Here is an 18,614-nt window from a genome sequence, read left to right as displayed (position 1 = left end):
TCGGACACGGCGCGGGGCCGGCGTCGTCGATGATGACGACGCCGGCCCCGTCGGTCCGGCGGGTGAGCCGGCCCTCAGTCGCGGCTGCCCACGGACTCGGGCTCGCGAGCCTCGGGGGCGGGGAAATCGCCGGTCCTCGCGAAGACGCGAGCGGCCGCGAACTCCCGCTCGACCCGCTCGGACGGCCGGTAGGTGGCCAGCGAGGCCACGATGCCGACGATGAGGCCCGCCGCGAAGCCGGGCACCATCTCGTAGAGGCCGAGGATGCCGGTGGACTCGGGATCGCCGATCACGTAGGCCCACAAGATGGTCACGATGGCGCCGCTCAGCATGGACAGCAGCCCGCCCGTGGCGGTGAGCTTCCTCCAGAACAGGGAGAGCAGCATCAGCGGGCCGAAGGCGGCGCCGAAGCCGGCCCAGGCGAAGGAGACGAGGTCCAAGACGGCGGCCTGGTCGTCGAGGGCGATCAGCGCCGCGATGATCGCGACGATCAGCACGGAGCTGCGGCTCATCCAGAGCTGGGTCCGCGGAGTGGGCTTGCGCTTGATGAGGAGCATCGCGAGGTCCTCGACGGCGGCCGAGGAGGAGACGATCAGCTGGGAGGAGACGGTGGACATGATCGCGGCCAGCACGGCGGCCAGGACGAACCCGGCGACCAGCGGGTGGAACAGGATCTGTGAGAGGTCCAGGAACACGGTCTCGGCGCTCTGGGTGTCCGTCAGGCTCGCCTCGGGGTGGGTCGAGAAGTAGGCGATGCCGGTCAGCGCCGTCGAGATGGTGCCCAGCACCACGAGGATCATCCAGGAGATGCCGACGCGGCGCCCGGTGGGCGCGTCGGTGGGCTTGCGCAGCGCCATGAAGCGGACCACGATGTGCGGCTGCCCGAAGTAGCCGAGGCCCCAGGCCAGCGACGATATGACGGCGACCGCCGTGGCGCCGGCCGTGAGGGAGAGCGCGTCCGGGTTGGCGGCCCGGACGGCGTCGAACACCTCGGTGGGGCCGCCGAACTCGAACAGCGCCACGACCGGCACGGCGATCAGGGCGACGAGGATGAGCAGGCCCTGGGCGACGTCGGTGAAGGTCGCGCCGAGGAACCCGCCGAAGAAGGTGTAGAAGACGGTCACGGCGGCGATGATGAGCATGCCGAAGAGGTAGTCCCCGCCGAAGGCGGTCTGGTAGAACTTGCCGCCGGCTACCATGCCCGAGGAGACGTAGAAGATGAAGAAGAGCAGGATGATGATCCCGCAGGAGACGCGGAGGATGCGGCTGGAGAGGCCGTGGGCCTTGAGTCGGTTGTCGAAGAAGGAGGGGAGCGTGATCGCGTTGCCCGCGATCTCGGAGTAGGCGCGCAGCCGCGGCGCCACGATCTTCCAGTTGACCCACGCGCCGATCGTCAGGCCGATGGCCATCCAGGCGTCGAGGAGTCCGGCGATGTAGATCGCTCCGGGCAGGCCCATCACGAGCCAGCCGGACATGTCGGAGGCGCCCGCGGAGAGGGCGGCCACGGAGGGCCGCAGGGAGCGCCCTCCGAGCATGTAGTCCTCGGCGTCCTTGTTCTTGGTGCTGGCCCAGAGGCCGATGGCGATCATGCCCAGGAAGTAGATCCCGATGGCGATGTACTGATACGTCTGATCAGTCATGATGGTGAGTCTCCAGTAGGTCTCAATCGGTGCGAGGCGCGCGAGGCATGGCCTCGCCGCTCAAGTAGCTCAGTGAAACACGGTAAGGGTACTTATGTAAAAATGGCCGTGAGCCCTGGGTCACAGATGGTCGCTGAGAAACCTACGGCATGGCGGTGGTCAGGTCAACGCGACGCGGCCCGGGAGGCGGGAACGGGCACGCCGTGTCAGCCCCGCGGAGGCTCCGTGTGCTCCACGGCCCGCAGCGAAGCGGTGTGCGCCGCGAGCTGCACGGCGCTGCGGTTGGCCCGCCAGGTCACGGCGGCCCCGGAGAGAACGATCAGCGCGATGCCGACGTAGGCCAGGGGCGGCAGCACCTGCCCGAGCAGCAGCACGCCGACCAGCGAGGAGACCACCGGGTCCAGGCTGAAGAAGACCCCGGCCGCGGCGGGGCTGGTCAGGGTCACCGCCAGCGCGTCGCAGCTGAACGCGAGCGCCAGCCCGACGACGCCGATGCACGCCGCCAGCACCCAGTCGGCCGGCACCATGCTCGGGATCGCCCCGACCGTCGCGGGGGAGAGCAGGATCGCGCCGATCGCGATCGAGACCGAGAGCCCCTTGATGCCCGAGGACGCCGGCGTCCCGGTCCCGATCTTCCCCGCCAGCATGGTGTACCCGGCCAGCGAGGCCGCCGCGCACGCCGCGAAGAGGTACCCCAGCAGGTCTGCCGCACCGAAGGTGGGCCCGGCGATCATGACGACGCCGCCCAGCGCGCCGACCGCGAAGAGCCCGTCCCGCAGCCGCCGCACCCCGATCAGCGCCACGGCGAAGGCGCCCAGGTACTCGATCGTCACCGCGACCCCGAGCGGGATCCGGTCCACGGCCAGGTAGAAGAAGACGTTCATCAGCGAGGCCACCACGCCGTAGGAGACCACCGAGACCCAGTCCCGGCGGGTGAAGCGCCAGAAGGCCGGCCGCGCGATCACCAGCAGGAACACGGCCCCGGTGAGCATCCGCAGCCCGGAGACCCCGATGGGTCCCAGGCGGTCGAAGAGCGTGGTGGCCAGCGCGGCCGTGCTCTGCAGCGCGGTCGAGCCGAGCAGGACGGCGAGCACCGCGACGGTGCCGCGGTGCCGGTGGGGGATGCGCTCGGTCAGCGTCACGAATCGCCTCCTCGGGCGGGGGTCGTCTGCCCGGAGGGATGGTCCGGGGAAGGGGCCTGCGGCGTCCCGGGCACTGTGCCGCCGGGTTCCGCCCGGAGCCGGGCGGCCTCCTCGACCGGGTCGCGCAGGACCCACGGCTCGCGGGAGAGCCCCGCCGGGTCGAAGACCTCCAGCATCTGCCCCGCGCTTCCCGGCAGGAACGGGGCCCCGGGCCCGGGACGGGGCGGCAGCGGGAGGGAGGAGGCGATCAGCCGCGCTACCTCATCGGTCCCGACGCCGGCCTCGCGCAGCTGCCTCAGCGTCACCGCGCCGTCGCGCTTGGCCAGTCGGCGGCCCTTGGCGTTCAGGGCCAGGGGGACGTGGACGTAGGAGGGTTGTGGCAGGCCGAGCAGGTGCGCGAGGTAGGCCTGGCGCGGGGCGGAGGAGAGCAGGTCGTCGCCGCGGACCACCTGGTCGATCCCCTGGTGCGCGTCGTCCACCACGACCGCCAGGTTGTAGGCCGCGCGCCCGTCGTTGCGGACCAGCACGACGTCGTCCACCGCGCCGGTGCACCTGCCGGCGTAGCGGTCGGTCACGGTCCACTGGGCCTCCTGCGCGGCCAGGCGCAGGGCCGCCGGCCGGTGCCGGGCGCGCTCGCGGCGCTGGGCCTCCGTCAGCCGGCGGCACGTGCCGGGGTAGGCGCCCGGCGCGCCGTGCGGGGCGGAGCCGGCCTCCTGGATCTCCCGCCGCGTGCAGTAGCACTCGTAGACGAGTCCGCGGTCCCGCAGCTGTTCGACGGCGCCGGCGTAGGCCTCCGAGCGCGCGGACTGGACCAGCGGCTCGGCGTCCCAGTCGATGCCGAGGGCGGCCAGGTCCTCGACCTGCCGCTCGGCGACCCCCTCCTGCACGCGGTCGAGGTCCTCGATCCGCAGCAGGAAGCGGCGCCCCGTGCCGCGGGCGAACAGCCACGCCAGCAGCGCCGTGCGCAGGTTGCCCAGGTGCAGGTCCCCGGAGGGCGAGGGGGCGTAGCGCCCGGCCCCGGGCGGCGTCGGCGCGGGATGAGGGGCGGGGGAGGTCGGGGCGGGCATAGCCCCCATGGTAGCCAGCTACCGGACGGTCATCGTCCTACCGCCGCGCGGCGTGCCGCCGGGCGCCCATGACACGCGTTATCCCTCGGCAACGCCAGGATAAAGTACCGTAGGGCTATGGCTCGTACACATGAGATCGCCGATGGCATCTACGTCATCGCCACGGATAACTACCGCCTCAACACCGGGTTGATCGTGGGCGGGGACAAGGCCATGGTCGTCGACACCGGGGCCGGGCCCCGGCAGGGCGCCGAGATCTTCCGCGCCGCGCGGCGCATCACGGACCTCCCCTTCGTGGTCACCAACACCCACGCGCACTTCGACCACTTCTTCGGCAACGCGGTGTTCGAGGCCGACGGGGTCACCGACTTCTGGGCGCATCCCAAGGCCCTGCGCGCCATGACGCGCTACGCCGACCAGCAGCGCGGGTACGTCGAGACCCTGGAGCCGGAGATGGCCCACCAGCAGGGCCCCAACACCGGGATCGTGCTGCCCACCCGGCTGCTGCCGGGCGACGGCGGCCGTGCCTCCTTCACGCGGGTGGACCTGGGGGACCGGGCCGTGACGCTGTTCTACCTCGGGCTCGGGCACACCGACAACGACGTCTTCGTCGGCGTCGACGAGGTCCTGTTCACCGGCGACGTCGTCGAGCAGGGGGCGGACCCCGCCTTCGACGACTCCTTCCCCGAGATGTGGGTCCAGACTCTCCTGACGGTCGCGGGACTGGACCGCTACCGGGTCTTCGTGCCCGGGCACGGGACGCCGGTCGAGCGGGCCTTCGTCCAGCGCCAGTCGGAGACCATGCGCGAGGCGATCGACAGGATCTCCGCCTCCGCGGCGAACCCCCAGGCCGGTCCCACCACGGCGGCGATGTACAAGCTGCCCTACGAGGCCGGGGTGACCAGGATCCTGCTGGACCGCCTCGAATGGCTCAAGTCCCGCGGCCTGGCCAGCGACGACATGGTCGCGGAGGAGACCCCCGAGGGCCTGACCGGGCCGATCACCCGCGGCGAGGCGCTCTAGCGGCTCTGCCGGGCCGACGCCGGGGGCCCAAGGACCCGTGCGTCCGGCCGCCGCGTCCGCCTTCTGCGGGTCCCGTCCGCCGAGCGGCTCAGTAGGTCCAGACCTTGGTGTAGGCCCTCTCCGAAGCCGGCCTGCCCATCCTCAGCAGGCCCACGAGCACGGCGTTGGTGAGCAGCCCCACGGCGCCGATCAGGCACAGGCTCCCCAGCAGGGCGGCCCCGGCGAAGTGCTGGTTCGCCGCGACCACGTAGGTGGCCCCGGCGCAGAACGCCATGAACAGCCCCACGATCACGAACAGCGGGATCAGCAGCATGCCCGAGTGCCGCGTGCTGGCCGTGTCGCGGGCCTCGGCGGGGAGGAAGCGGAGGATCAGCAGGCCCAGGACGGTCCAGGCGCCGACGACGAACAGCGCCGCGACGACGTCGGCCGGCCGGTGCCAAGCGTTGATCACGGTCGCGACGCCGGTGATGATGGCCAGCGCGGCCATGAGCACCGCCATTGCCGGGCGCCAGCGCTTCGGCGCCGCCAGGAACAGGGCGGCGCCCGCGGCCGCTGCGAAGGTGGTGTGCCCCGAGGGCAGGGAGTTCATGGTCGCGTCCTGGATGCCCAGGTCGGGCTTCTCCAGGATGGAGTGCTTGAGCAGCTGGGTGGTCGCGTTGGCTCCTCCGGCCATCAGCAGGCCCACCAGGGCGGGGACGAAGCGGTGGCGCCGGACGAGCACCAGCGCGATCCCCAGCACCGCCAGGATGCCTGAGATCAGGGGGAGGGCGTCCAGGAGATCCGTCGAGGGGGAGCTGTAGCGGATCAGGGCCCCGCTGACCTCGGAGAGCGCGGTCTCGTCGATCCACTGGCCCGTCGAGGTGAACAGGAAGGCCCAGACGGTGAGGACGAGCCCCGCGACCATCAGGCCCATCGCGGCGAGGTGCTTCAGCACGGCGCCGACGCCCGGGCGGGGGGCGGGCTGTCCCGACGCTCCGTACTGCGGATCGGTGCTCATCGGCCCGGAGCTCACCACCTTCCCGTCCATGGGTCTCCCCCCACAGTGTATCGACGCATGACCTGCTCAAATATCCATCCCGACGATGCCAGGAGAACCTGCCCGTATCGCGCGATTTGGCTGGACGTTGCCTGGGCGCTCGCCGTCGGCGAGGGGCCCGGTGCACCATGGTAACCATGACGCCTCAACACCTGCCTCCGCTTCCCGCCCTCCTCGAGACCGCCAGGGTGGTCTCGGTGCCGCTGCGGGTGCGGTTCCGCGGCGTCGAGCACCGGGAGGCGCTGCTGTTCCGGGGGCCGGCCGGCTGGGGCGAGTTCTGCCCCTTCCTGGAGTACGGGCCCGCAGAGTCCTCCCGCTGGCTCGCCTGCGCGATCGAGGCGGCCTTCGCAGGCTTCCCCGCGCCGCTGCGCGAGGAGGTGCCGGTCAACGCGACCGTGCCCGCCGTCGCCCCGGAGCGGGTCGCGGAGGTGCTGGAGCGCTTCCCGGGCGAGGTCCGGGAGGTCAAGGTCAAGGTGGCGGAGCGCGGGCAGGGCCTGGAGGACGACGTCGCCCGCGTGCGCGCCGTGCGCCGGGCCGCCCCCCGCGCGGTCCTGAAGATGGACGCCAACGGCGGCTGGGACCACGGGGAGGCGCTGCGGGCCGCGCGGGCGCTGGCGGAGTTCGAGCCGGCGTACCTCGAGCAGCCGGTGGCCGGCATCGAGGGCCTGGCCCGGCTGCGCGAGGCGCTGTGCCGGGACGGGATCGAGGTGCCCATCGCCGCCGACGAGTCGGTGCGCAAGGAGGAGGACCCCGTGCGGGTGGCGCGGGCCGGGGCGGCGGACCTGATCGTGGTCAAGGCGCCGCCGCTGGGCGGGGTCCGGGCGGCGCTGGAGGTGATCGAGCGGGCCGGGCTGCCCGCCGTCGTCAGCTCCGCGCTGGAGACCTCCGTGGGGATGAGCGCGGGGCTCGCGCTCGCGGCGGCCCTGCCCGAGCTGCCCCACGCCTGCGGTCTGGGCACCGCCTCCCTGCTGACCGCGGACCTGGTCGCCGAGCCCCTGACCCCGCGGGACGGCCGGCTGCCGGTAGTGCGGGCCGAGCCCGAGCCGGAGCTGCTGGAGCGCCACGCGGCCTCCCCCGAGCGCCATGAGTGGTGGCTGCGGCGCCTGACGGCGGCGTACGGCGAGCTGGCCGGCCAACAGCCCGACAGCCCGCGTTAACCGGGGCGTTCCCCTTCGGCAAGGCCGGACGGCTTGGATGGTGGGCGGCGGGCCGATCCCCCGCCCCACGCACCAGCCGCAGGAGGAACACCGTGAACTCACCCCTGGACCCGGGGACCGCCCAGACCGCGCAGCCGCTGGCCCGGCGCCTGCCGCTGGCCATGGCCGAGCACGTGCGGGGCAAGCGCTCCGCCGTCACCTGCCTGCTGAAGTGCGGCAACGCCTGCGCGGAGCCGGTCGCCAACTCCAGCGGTAACGGGTACTTCCGGGACGTCGCGGAGGCCAGCCTCTCCCGTCGCGGGGCGCTGGGGCTCGGTGCGGCGGCGGCGCTGGTGATCGGCGGCGCGGAGGCGGCCCGGGCCTCGGCGCCGGGGGCGGCGGGCGCCGCGGGGAGCCCCGGCGGCGCAGGCCTCCCGTTCTCCTTCGGCCCGATCGCGCCGGTCCCGGCCGACGTCGACGAGCTGACCGTCCCGGCCGGCTGGTCCTGGGACCCGATCATCCGCTGGGGCGACCCCCTCTTCCCGGGAGCTCCCGCCCTCGACACCGAGCAGCAGACCGCCGAGTCCCAGGCCCTCCAGTTCGGCTACAACAACGACTTCCTGGCGATCCTCCCGGACGCCGAGGATCCGCTGACCGGCGTGCTGGTGTGCAACCACGAGTACACCAACGAGGAGGTCATGTTCCCCGCGGCCCAGTGGTCCACCCGGGGCCGGGAGCTGCGCCGGGCGGCGATGGCGGCCCACGGGATGTCGGTGGTGGAGCTGGTCCGCGAGCGGGTCGGGGCGCCGTGGCGATACGTCGTCGGCGGCGCGCGGAACCGCCGCATCCACCTGGACACGCCCTTCCGGCTCACCGGCCCCGCCGCCGGCTCGGAGCTGCTGCGCACCGCGGAGGACCCGGCCGGGACCACCGTGCTGGGGACCCTCAACAACTGCTCGGGCGGCGTCACCCCGTGGGGCACCGTGCTGTCGGGGGAGGAGAACGTCAACACCTACTTCGTCGGCTCCCCCACCGAGGCGGAGGAGCGGTACGAGATCACCGCCTCGCCCACGCCCCACGGCTGGGAGAGCGTGCAGCTGCGCTGGAACCTGGGCGTGGAGGGGTACCGCAACGAGGCCAACCGCTTCGGCTGGATCGTGGAGATGGACCCGCAGGACCCGGGCTCGGCGCCGCTCAAGCGCACCGCCCTGGGCCGCTTCAAGCACGAGGGCGCGAACGTGCGCGTCGACCCCGCCAGCGGCCGCGTCGTCGCCTACATGGGGGACGACAGCCGCTTCGAGTACCTCTACAAGTTCGTCTCCCGGGACGCCTTCGTCGAGGGCGACGCGGCCCGCAACCGGACCCTGCTGGACCACGGAGACCTGTTCGTCGCCCGCTTCTCGGGGAACTCCCCGGCGGAGGAGATCGACGGCGAGGGCCGGCTGCCCTCCGACGGCGCCTTCGACGGCGTCGGCGAGTGGATCCCGCTGACCCGCGGCGGCGCCTCGGCGGTCCCCGGCATGGCGGTCGACGAGGTGCTGGTCAACACCCGCGCCGCCGCCGACGCCGTGGGCGCGACCGCGATGGACCGTCCCGAGGACGTCGAGCCCTCGCCCGCCAGCGGCCTGGTCTACGTCGCGCTGACCAACAACACCGACCGCGGCGCGAAGGACCGGGGCCTGTCCGAGGAGCTGCCGGCCGACGAGGCGAACCCCCGGGCCAAGAACCGGGACGGCCACGTCCTGGAGATCGCGGAGGACCGCGGAGCGGCCACGGCGGAGCGCTTCCGCTGGAGCATCCTGCTGGTCTGCGGGGACCCGGAGGAGGACGAGTCGGCGTACTTCTCGGGCTTCGACCGCTCGAAGGTCTCGCCGATCTCGTGTCCGGACAACCTGGCCTTCGACTCCGAGGGGCGGCTGTGGATCTCCACCGACGGGGCGCCGTCGAACATCGGGTACAACGACGGGCTGTTCCGCGTCGGCCTGGAGGGGAGCGAGCGGGGGAGGGTCGAGCAGTTCCTCTCGGTCCCGGTCGAGGCGGAGACCTGCGGCCCGGTGGTCCACGACGCGGAAGGAATGGTCTACGTCTCGGTCCAGCACCCGGGCGAGGAGGGCTCGCACGCCGTGCCCACCTCGCGCTTCCCGGACTACGTGGCCGAGGGCGCCCGTCCCGGCCCCGGCGAGAGCGCAGGACCCCGCCCCGCGGTGGTCCAGGTGTATCGGCCCTAGCGAACGCGCGACGCGGCGCGCCCCGGGGCGGAGTATCCTTTCGGCGGACCCTGAAACTCTCCCCGACCGGAAGGACGCGCCGTGGCCGTCATCGACAAGCTCGCGTGGATCTGCGTGCTCGACGGGCGCCTGCTGGTCGCCCGCTCGCGGGGCCGCGAGGCCTTCTACCTCCCCGGTGGCAAGCGCGAGGAGGGGGAGTCCGACGCCGAGGCGCTGACCCGCGAGGTGCGCGAGGAGGTGGGCGCGCAGCTGGAGGCTGGGACCTTGCGCCACGTGCTGACCCACGAGGCGCCGGCCCACGGCAAGCCCGGCCTGACGGTCCGGATGACCTGCTACGAGGCCGCCCACCGGGGCGCGCTGGCCCCGCACAGCGAGATCGAGGAGCTGGCCTGGGTGACGCTCGCCGAGGCGGATTCCCTGTCCGACGGCGCCCGCGGCGTCCTCGAGCAGCTGGCCGGGCAGGGGCTGGTCCGCTCGCAGGCGCCGCGCCCGCGGGCCGTGCTGTTCGACCTGGACGACACGCTGGTGGACACCCGCGAGGTCAAATGGGAGCACGCCCGCCAGGTGACCCGGCAGTTCTACGGCTTCGAGCTGACCGACGCCGAGCTCGAGGCCTCCTGGGGCAAGCCCTTCGACGTGATGATCACCGAGCTGTACCGCAACTCCGCCTCCCTGGAGCAGATGCGCGCGGACAACGAAGCGCTCGAGCCGCACTATCCCAAGGCGGAGATCCCGGGCGCCATCGAGACCGTCCGGCGGCTGGCCGGGGCCGGGCTGCTGCTCGGCGTCGTGACCTCGACCAACACCGCCCGGGCCCGCGCGCAGATGCGCACCATCGGCTTCCCGCTGGGCAGCTTCGAGATCATCCAGGGCGCGGACCGGACCCAGCGGCACAAGCCCGATCCCCGGGTCTTCGAGCCGGCCCTGGAGCGGCTGGCGGAGTCCGGGATCGGGCCGGCGTCCACGGTCTACGTGGGGGACTCGGCGGCGGACCGGGCCGCGGCCATCGGGGCGGGCATGGACCTGATCGCGATCGCCTCGTCCCTGCCGCGCGACGCCGCCCCGGAGGGCCACCGCCCCGCCGTGCTCGGCTCGGTCGTGGAGCTGCCCGGGCATCTGCTCGGCTGAGGCCGTCCCGTCCCCCGGCGACCTCCGGAGGAGCCTCGCTGCAGACGTCCGGAGTAGCCCGCCTCACCGCCTGAGGAGGCGCCGCCGCCCGCGGGACCGGCGTAGAGTAGCTTGGGTGACCACCCCCAGCTCGAGCCCCGACCCAGCCCTGCCCCGCGACCCCCGGCCGGGGCCGGACTCCTTCCTGACGGCGGTCTCGGTGCTGGACACCCTGATCCGCTCCGGCATGGACCACGTGGTGCTGGCCCCCGGCTCGCGCTCAGCCCCGCTGGCCTACGCCCTGGCGGCCGCGGCGGAGAGCGGCGTCGTGACCGTGCACGTGCGCATCGACGAGCGGAGCGCGGGCTTCACGGCCCTCGGGCTGGCCGAGGCGCTGGGACGCCCGGTCGGCGTCGTCACCACCTCCGGCACCGCGGTGGGGGAGCTGATGCCCGCCGTGATGGAGGCGAGCCACTCCGAGGCCCCGCTCGCGATCCTCTCCGCGGACCGCCCGCCCCGTCTGCGCGGCACCGGGGCCAACCAGACCACCCGGCAGCCCGGCCTCTTCGCCCAGCACGCGCGCGCCTCGGTGGACCTCGTCTCCTATCCCGAGGAGGAGCCCGGCGCGCAGACGGCCGGCTTTAACGCCTGCCTCGCCGCCCTGACCGGCCGCGACGCCCGGCACTGGGAGAGCCCCTCGCAGCTGCCGCGGGGTCCGGTCCAGATCAACGTCGCCTTCGACGACCCCCTGACCCCGGAGCCGCGGATGCGCGAGACGCTGCGCGCGTGGGCCTCCTCGCTCGCCGGATACCAGGCGCCTGACGCCCCGAGGGCCGTGGACCCCACCGCGGCCCGCGCGCTCGCCTTCGCGGCGGCCGAGGACGCCGTCGCCCGCCGCACCGTGGTCATCGCCGGCGACGGCGCCGGCCCGGTCGCGCGGCTCTTCGCCGAGTCCCGGGGCCTGCCCCTGCTCGCCGAGCCCTCCTCCAACGCCCGTTCCGGGTCCTCGGCGGTCACGGCCTACCGGCTGCTGCTGGGCGGGGGCCTCGGCGAGAGGATCGAGCGCATCGTGCTCTTCGGCCGTCCGACGCTCTCCCGCCCGGTCGCGCGGCTGCTGGACTCCGAGGACGTCGAGTCCGTGATCTACCTGCCGCGGCCGATGGCCTGGGCCGACCCGGCGCTGCGCCGCGAGCGGCCCGTGCGGACCCTCGCCGAGGCGGCGGAGTTCGCCGGCCTCGGCGCCCCGGGATGGCTCGAGGAGTGGCATGCGGCGGACCGCCGGGCGGACGAGCTCGTGCGGCTCGCCAGCGGGGCGAGCGGGGAACGGGCGGGCGTGCCCGGCGGTCTCGAGGTGGCCCGGGCCGTCTGGCAGGCCTCGATGGCCGACGGCGCCACGCTGATCACCGGCTCCTCCAACGCGGTCCGGGACCTCGACCTCGCGGCGGAGCCAGGCGACGTCGACCCGGCCGCGGCCCCCCGCGTCTACGCCAACCGCGGCCTCGCGGGGATCGACGGGACCATCGCCACCGCCAGCGGGATCGCCCTCGCCGAGGGGGCGCCCGTCCGGCTCCTGGTGGGGGACCTGACCTTCCTGCACGACGTCGGCTCCCTGCTCTTCGGCCCCGGCGAGCGCATCCCGCGCCTGCAGATCGTGGTCTTCAACGACGCCGGCGGCGGCATCTTCTCGACCCTGGAGCACGGCCGCGTGGGGGAGCAGGAGGACTGGACGAGCGCCGTCGAGCGCTTCTTCGGCACCCCGCACGAGGCGGACATCGAGCGGCTCGTGACCGGATACGGCCACCGCTATACCCGGGCCCTCGACGTCGCCCGCCTCCGCGAGCTGCTCGCCGAGCCGGCCGAGGGCATCCGCGTGATCGAGGTCCGCGGGACCCGCTCGATGCTCGGCGCCCTGCACCAGGAGCTCAACGGCCTGCACTAAGCGGCCGGACCGTTCAGGGGCCGCCACGCCGGTCCTCGGGGACGCCGTGCCGCCTGAGCACTGCGATGCCGTACAGGAGAGCGCAGGCGACGACGAGGCTTCCCCCGACCGGACTGCGGGCGACGACGACGTCACCGACGTCGAGCGGGCCGGAGGCGATGGCCATGCCGAGGCAGAGGGCGGCCAGCGCCGTCGTGAGGCGCTGAGCCGTGTCCCAGCGCGGTGGGCGTCTCTTCTCCGCCATCTCGTCTCCTGCCCTCCAGAAGGTCCCCTCAGCTCGAGGTATACCAGAGGGCCGGGGAGGGTGAGACGAGGGAAAGAGCCGAAGGCACGAGCTGACGGAGCCGGTGCCGGCCGGCAGAGCGGCCCAGAGCCGCGCCCGCACCGCTGAGACGACGGAAGCCCCCGTCCCCTGCCGTATCGGCACGGGACGGGGGCTTCCGTCATCTCCTGGGGCCGGGCGCAGCCGCCCGGACCGTCAGCGGGCCTCCGCGGGCGTCTCCCGGGAGGTCTCGGACGCCTTCTCGGCCTCCTCGGAGTCGTGGCCGCCGTGCACGCGGTTCTCCAGCGAGGAGCCCTCCACGTCCACGTTCGGCAGGATGCGGTCCAGCCAGCGCGGGATCCACCAGGCCTTCTCGCCCAGCAGGTGCATCACGGCCGGGATCAGCGTCATGCGGATGATGAACGCGTCCAGGAACACGCCCAGCGCCAGGCCGAAGCCGATGGGCCGGATCATCGTCAGCTCGGAGAAGATGAAGCCGCCGAACACGCTCATCATGATGATCGCCGCGGCGATCACCACGCGCGCCGACTGGTTGTAACCGGAGACCACGGCGCGGCGGGCCGGCTGGCCGTGCGCGTAGCTCTCCCGCATCCCCGTGACCAGGAAGATCTGGTAGTCCATCGCCAGCCCGAAGAGGATGCCGACCGTCAGGATGGGCAGGAAGGAGAGCACCACCGAGGGGTCGTGCACCTGGAAGACCGGCCCCAGCCAGCCCCACTGGTAGATCGCGACGACGCCGCCGAACACCGCCAGCAGGGAGAACAGGAAGCCCAGCGTAGCGAAGAGCGGCACCAGGATCGAGCGGAACACCAGCACCATGACGATGAAGGAGAGCCCCAGGACGATCCCGACGTACACCGGCAGCGCCTTCGCGAGGATCTGCGAGATGTCGATGTTCCCACCGGTCATGCCGGTCACGCCCAGGCTCGCGCCGAAGCGGTCCTCCGTCTCGTCGGAGAGGTCGCGCAGGTTGTTGACCAGGTCCTCCGTGGAGTCGGCCGCCGGGCCGTCCTGCGGGGTGATCTGGAAGACCAGGGTCGAGCGGTCGTCGGACATGCCCGAGGGCAGCACGGAGACGACGTCGTCGTCCTCGAGGATGCGCTGGGCGATGTCGATCTGGAGGTCCTGCGCCTGCTCCTCGTCGAGATCCTCGTCCGTCTGGGCGACGCCCACGATGGGGCCGTTGGCGCCCGCCCCGAACTTGTCCGCGATGGTCTGGTAGGCCTGGTACTGCGTGGAGTCCTCCGGCTCGGTGGAGGCGTCGGGCAGGCCCAGGCGCATCGAGGCCGCCGGGATGGCGATGACGCCGAGCACCACCACGGTCGCCACGATCACGACCACGGGGTTCCGGGTGACCATCTTGATCCAGCCGCGTGCCTCGGTGAGGTTGCGCCGGCGGACATGCTTGCCCGCATCGCCGCGGTAGGCCGCCCGCTGCCCCTTGGAGAGCACGCGCTGGCCGACCAGGCCCAGCAGGGCCGGGGTCAGGGTGACCGAGATCAGCACGGCGATCAGCACGCACATCGCGGCCGTGGTGCCCATCAGCCCCAGGAACGGGATCCCGACGACGTTCAGGGCCAGCAGCGCGATCATCACGGTCGAGCCCGCGAAGACCACGGCGTTGCCGCTGGTCCCGTTGGCCAGGCCGATCGACTCCCTGATCTCCATGCCGTGGCGCAGGTTGGTGCGGTGCCGGTTGATGATGAACAGCGAGTAGTCGATGCCGACCGCGAGCCCCAGCATGAGGCCCAGGATCGGGGTGATCTGCTGGACCTCGAAGACCGCCGAGAGCGCCAGCGTGATGAGGCTGCCGATGCCGACGCCGATCAGCGCGGTCAGGATCGGCAGGCCCGCGGCGATCAGCGTGCCCAGCATGACCAGCAGGACGACCAGGGCGACCACGACGCCGATGATCTCGGCGGGACCGGCCAGGCTGTTGATGTCCTGGGTGATGGTCATGCTGAAGTCGACGTCGACCCCGGTGAGCCCGGCGTCGTCGAACGCGTCCATGACGGCGTCCTTGGTCTCCTGGCTGATGTTCTGCTCGGACTCCGAGAAGGAGATGTTCACCAGGGCGGTGGTGTCGTCATCGGAGACCATGTCGCTGGCGGAGGAGAGCTCGAACAGCGCGAGGCTGCGGTTGTAGCTCTCCTGCTGGGAGGAGAGCTCCTCGCGGCTGGACTCGAGCTGGTCCGCGGTGGAGTCCAGCTCGCGCTGCTGCTCGTCGAGCCGCTGGCCGGCTGCGCCGTCCGCCTCCGCCCGGGCGCTCTCGAGCTGGTCGCGGCCCTGCTGCAGCTGGTCCTCGGCCGAGCCCAGCTGGGACCAGCCGCCCTCGATCTGGCGGGCGGCATCGTCGAGCTGGGTCTTGCTCTCGGCGACGGTCTCCTCGGACTGGAACGGGTCGATCGCCTGCTCCACGCCGTCGACGTCGGACAGGGTGCCGAGGAAGTCGGAGATCTCGGCGCGCTGGTCCTCGGTGAAGGGCTGGTCGTCGTCGGTGCTCAGCACGACCTGCCCGATGCCGTTGCTCGCGGAGGGCAGCTCGTCCTCGAGGACGTCCTGGAGCCGCTCGGTCTCCGAGCCGGGGATACTGAAGCTGCTGCTGAGCTGCCCGCCGAAGGCCGCGAAGCTGCCGCCGGCCGCGGCCAGCACGACCACCCAGAGGGCGATGAACAGCCAGGAGGTGCGCGCGGCGAACCGCCCGAGCCTGTAGAGAAGTGATGCCACGATCAGTTCCTATTCGATGAGTGCTGGAAGGAGAAGTGCGAGGAGGAGAGGAAGGTCAGCGCGTCGACGACGCGGGCGCGCAGGTCCTCGAGGGAATGCGGCCGCTCGGCGCACGCCTCGAGCGCGATCGCCGCGGACTCCACGAGCACGGTGCACAGGATGCGCACGCGGACCGGGTCGGCCTCGGGGTAGGCCTCGGAGACGAGCTCGGCGAAGGAGCCGATGATGTGCTCCATGGCCTGCCATCCCCAGGTGTCGAGCGACTGGTGCTGGCCCAGCTGCACAGCCGTCTCGAGGATCCCCTGGACGATCCGCAGGGGCTCGGCCTCGAGGATGAAGTCCCCGAAGGCCTGGGTGACCTCGGCCGTCATGTCCTCCTGGCGGCCGCCGACCTCGAGGCGGAAGCCCTCGATCAGGGAGTCGAAGTCGTCGTGCAGCTGAGCGTATGCCGCCTCCTCGATCGAGGAGAAGTGGTTGAACACGGTGCGGCGGGAGACGCCCGCCTGCTCGGCGATCTCGTCGACCCTCAGCTGGTCCGCGCCCTTGGCGCGGATCAGCTCGGCCGCCGCGGCCGCGATGGCCCGGCGGTTCTGGGTGCGGACGAGGGCGCGGCGGTCGGGGCGCGCGCCGTCGTCGGCGGGAGGGGGAGGGGTCTGGGGAACGCTCACTCCATTACACTAAGTGCAAGGATGCACCGAGTGCAAAGACCTTCGGGTGAGATCTGCGTCGCACTTTCCCGCCCCGTCCGGCGCCGGTCCTCAGTCCTCGGGGGCCTCGACGCCGGTCGGGTTCAGCACCCGGGAGAGGAAGCGCCTGGTCCGCTCGTGCTGGGGGTCGCCGATGACCTCGGCGGCCGGTCCCTCCTCGACGATGACCCCGCCGTCCATGAAGGCGACCCGGTCGGCGACGTCGCGGGCGAAGGCCATCTCATGGGTGACCACCAGCATGGTCATGCCGCGCTCGGCCAGCGAGCGCATGACGGCCAGGACGTCTCCCACCGTCTCCGGGTCCAGGGCCGAGGTCGGCTCGTCGAAGAGCATCAGCTGGGGGTCCATGGACAGCGCGCGGGCGATCGCGACGCGCTGCTGCTGGCCGCCGGAGAGCTGGTCGGGGTAGCGGTCGGCCTTGTCGGTCAGGCCCACCAGCTCGAGGTTGCGCCGCGCGGCCTCGGCGGCCTCCCGCTTGGAGCGCCTGAGCACCTTCGTCTGGGCCACGGTGCAGTTCTCGAGCACCGTGAGGTGCGGGAAGAGGTTGAACTGCTGGAAGACCATGCCCACGGAGCGGCGGGCGAGGTCGAGGTCGGCCTCGGGGTCGGTGACCTCGTGGCCGGCGACCTCGATCGTGCCGCGCTGGGGCGTCTCCAGGAGGTTGACGCAGCGCAGCAGCGTGGACTTGCCGGAGCCGGAGGGGCCGATGAGGCAGACGACCTCGCCGGCGTCGATCTCCAGGTCGATCCCCTTCAGGACATCGACGGGGCCGTAGGACTTGTGCAGCCCCCGGATGGAGGCCGAGGCGTGGGAGGCGGTCTGGGAAGCGTCGGACATGGTGGGTACCTCTCGGGCGGTGGCTAGCGGGACGCCTTGTCGGCGCGGTTCTCGAAGCGGCGGGCCAGGATGCCCAGGGGGACGGTGATGACCAGGTAGCAGGCGCCGGCGACCACCAGCGGGGTCAGCCCGGCGCCGGTCGCGGAGATGCCCTCGCGCCCGAACTTCGTGAGCTCGTACTGCGAGACGGTCATGCCGAGCAGGTACACCAGGGAGGAGTCCTTGGTGAGCAGGATGATCTCGTTGGTCATCGGCGGCAGGACGATCCGCAGGGCCTGCGGGATGACGATCGTGACCATCGCCCGGGTCCGGGACATGCCCAGCGAGCGGGCGGCCTCCATCTGGCCCTTCGGCACGGCCTGGAGGCCGGCGCGCAGCACCTCGCCGATGTAGGCGGCCGAGACCAGCCCGAGGGCGAGCATCACGGTGACGTAGCTGTTGAAGCGGAAGCCGAAGGCCAGCGGGATGCCGTAGCCGAAGGCCAGGAAGACCAGCAGGGCCGGCAGGCCGCGGAAGACCTCGATGTACAGTGTCGCCAGCCAGCGGTAGGGGGCCACCGAGGAGAGCTTCATCAGCGCCAGCACCACGCCGCCGACGACGCCGACGACGAAGCCGAGCAGCGTGTAGATGATCGTGTTCTTCAGCGCGGTGACGATGATCCCGGGGAACTGCTGCGCGATGATCTCGGGGTTGAAGGCCGCGCCGAGCAGGGTGGGCCAGTCGGCGAGGAGCGCGACGGCGAGCACCGCCGCCACCAGGACCGCGTACTGCACGGTGCGGCTGACGCGCTGCCGCTGACGCATTGACATTGCCATCGAAAGTTCGGTTCCTCAGTTGCTCGTAGTGGTCGGACCGGGCAGGGGCGGGGTGCCCCGGTGCGGCGGCTAGGGCCGGACGTGCTCGGGGCGGGCCGCCTCGGCGGCCTCCGGGCCGAGCCAGGCGGAGCGGATGGCGTCCAGGCGCCCGTCCCCCTCCATCTGCTCGAGCACGGAGTCGACGTGGCGCAGCAGGCTCTCGTTGCCCTGCCGCACGCCGACCACCAGGGGCTCGCCGGTGCCGATCTCGTCGACCACGGTGGCCCGCTCGTTGGCCTGCAGCTCGTCGGCGAAGATCGAGACGTTGCCCACCACGGCGTCGATCTGCCCGGTGGACAGGGCCTGCAGCAGCAGCCCGCTGTCCTCGAACTGGATCTTGTCCAGCCCCGCCTCGTCGGCGTAGTCGTCGCCCGAGGTGCCCTGCTGGACCCCGACCCGGTGGCCGGGCAGGTCCTCGGCGGAGGAGACCCCGGTGCCGTCCATGCTCAGCACCGCCAGCGAGTCGTCGACGTAGGGCTGCGAGAGATCCATCACGGACTCGCGCTCCTCGGTCGCGCCCATGCCGGAGATCACGACGTCGCACTGCAGCGAGGACAGCGCCGAGCCGGACTCGAGGGACTCGAAGCTGGTGTTCAGCACGCTGAGCTCCACGTCCATGCTGTGCGCGATCTCCGTGGCGATGTCCGGGTCCAGGCCGACGATCTCGCCGTCCCGGTCGAACTCGAAGGGCTTGTAGGGGGAGTTGGCGCACATCGTCATGCTGCCCTCGTTGACGAGCTGGACCTCGCCGGACTCGGTGGAGACCGTCTGCATGGGGGTGCATCCGGACAGGGCGAGCGCCGCGGCGGCGGCGAGCCCCGCGCTGGCGAGCGATCTGCGCATGTGGGTCCTCATCGAAGGGGAAGGGGACGGCGTCGTGCCGGAGGG

At 72.4% G+C, this 18,614-nt stretch carries 15 protein-coding genes; 5 read left to right on the top strand and 10 right to left on the bottom strand.

From position 1 onward, the window contains the following. Positions 1-74: 74 nt before the first annotated feature. The 3 genes from putP to gluQRS form a co-directional block, all read right to left on the bottom strand. Complete coding sequence (gene putP, locus EWV39_RS01430) at positions 75-1,640, bottom strand: sodium/proline symporter PutP (protein ID WP_129656522.1); 1,566 nt, start codon at positions 1,638-1,640, stop codon at positions 75-77. Between the two features lie 206 nt (positions 1,641-1,846). Continuing rightward, positions 1,847-2,782 (bottom strand): EamA family transporter, encoded by a 936-nt coding sequence (locus tag EWV39_RS01425; RefSeq protein ID WP_129656521.1) that lies wholly within the window; start codon positions 2,780-2,782, stop codon positions 1,847-1,849. Next, positions 2,779-3,858, bottom strand: a complete 1,080-nt coding sequence (gluQRS, locus tag EWV39_RS01420; protein ID WP_129656520.1) for a tRNA glutamyl-Q(34) synthetase GluQRS — start codon at positions 3,856-3,858, stop codon at positions 2,779-2,781. The genes EWV39_RS01425 and gluQRS overlap by 4 nt, the downstream gene beginning before the upstream one ends. A 108-nt stretch (positions 3,859-3,966) precedes the next feature. Here gluQRS and EWV39_RS01415 point away from each other — a divergent pair, with 108 nt between their 5' ends. Beyond that, a complete protein-coding gene (locus EWV39_RS01415) occupies positions 3,967-4,872 on the top strand; it encodes an MBL fold metallo-hydrolase (RefSeq protein WP_129656519.1) in 906 nt (301 codons plus the stop codon). Positions 4,873-4,960: 88 nt separating this feature from the next. On the opposite strand, the gene EWV39_RS01410 is transcribed toward EWV39_RS01415, so the two are convergent. Beyond that, complete coding sequence (locus EWV39_RS01410; RefSeq protein WP_129656518.1) at positions 4,961-5,899, bottom strand: phosphatase PAP2 family protein; 939 nt, start codon at positions 5,897-5,899, stop codon at positions 4,961-4,963. Positions 5,900-6,045: 146 nt separating this feature from the next. On the opposite strand from EWV39_RS01410, the gene EWV39_RS01405 reads away from it, so the two are divergent. From EWV39_RS01405 to menD, 4 genes are all read left to right on the top strand, one after another. Further along, positions 6,046-7,065 carry an o-succinylbenzoate synthase gene (locus tag EWV39_RS01405; protein WP_420329929.1) on the top strand — a complete coding sequence of 340 codons (1,020 nt, stop codon included), beginning with the start codon at positions 6,046-6,048 and terminating at the stop codon, positions 7,063-7,065. Between the two features lie 161 nt (positions 7,066-7,226). Further along, entirely contained in the window at positions 7,227-9,272 is a 2,046-nt protein-coding gene (locus tag EWV39_RS01400) for a PhoX family protein (RefSeq protein ID WP_129657285.1), read from the top strand. Positions 9,273-9,353: 81 nt separating this feature from the next. Next, a complete protein-coding gene (locus tag EWV39_RS01395) occupies positions 9,354-10,400 on the top strand; it encodes an HAD-IA family hydrolase (protein ID WP_129656516.1) in 1,047 nt (348 codons plus the stop codon). Positions 10,401-10,515: 115 nt separating this feature from the next. Continuing rightward, positions 10,516-12,318, top strand: coding sequence for a 2-succinyl-5-enolpyruvyl-6-hydroxy-3-cyclohexene-1-carboxylic-acid synthase (gene menD, locus EWV39_RS01390; RefSeq protein ID WP_238147962.1), 1,803 nt, complete (start codon positions 10,516-10,518; stop codon positions 12,316-12,318). Between the two features lie 13 nt (positions 12,319-12,331). On the opposite strand, the gene EWV39_RS01385 is transcribed toward menD, so the two are convergent. The 6 genes from EWV39_RS01385 to EWV39_RS01360 form a co-directional block, all read right to left on the bottom strand. Continuing rightward, on the bottom strand, positions 12,332-12,562 hold the full coding sequence (locus EWV39_RS01385; protein WP_129656515.1) for a hypothetical protein: 231 nt from the start codon (positions 12,560-12,562) through the stop codon (positions 12,332-12,334). Between the two features lie 234 nt (positions 12,563-12,796). Beyond that, positions 12,797-15,328, bottom strand: a complete 2,532-nt coding sequence (locus EWV39_RS01380) for an MMPL family transporter (RefSeq protein WP_129656514.1) — start codon at positions 15,326-15,328, stop codon at positions 12,797-12,799. Between the two features lie 2 nt (positions 15,329-15,330). Continuing rightward, entirely contained in the window at positions 15,331-15,996 is a 666-nt protein-coding gene (locus tag EWV39_RS01375; RefSeq protein WP_129656513.1) for a TetR/AcrR family transcriptional regulator, read from the bottom strand. Positions 15,997-16,086: 90 nt separating this feature from the next. Then, complete coding sequence (locus EWV39_RS01370; RefSeq protein WP_129656512.1) at positions 16,087-16,872, bottom strand: amino acid ABC transporter ATP-binding protein; 786 nt, start codon at positions 16,870-16,872, stop codon at positions 16,087-16,089. A 23-nt stretch (positions 16,873-16,895) separates the two neighbouring features. Continuing rightward, positions 16,896-17,687, bottom strand: coding sequence for an amino acid ABC transporter permease (locus EWV39_RS01365; RefSeq protein ID WP_129656511.1), 792 nt, complete (start codon positions 17,685-17,687; stop codon positions 16,896-16,898). A gap of 69 nt (positions 17,688-17,756) precedes the next feature. Next, entirely contained in the window at positions 17,757-18,569 is an 813-nt protein-coding gene (locus EWV39_RS01360; RefSeq protein ID WP_165313072.1) for an ABC transporter substrate-binding protein, read from the bottom strand. Between the last annotated feature and the right edge of the window lie 45 nt (positions 18,570-18,614).

It is taken from the genome of Rothia halotolerans (assembly GCF_004136635.1).
GTDB lineage: Bacteria > Actinomycetota > Actinomycetes > Actinomycetales > Micrococcaceae > Rothia > Rothia halotolerans.
Note: the sequence above shows the minus strand (reverse complement) of the source record. Positions and strands in the feature narration are given on the sequence as shown.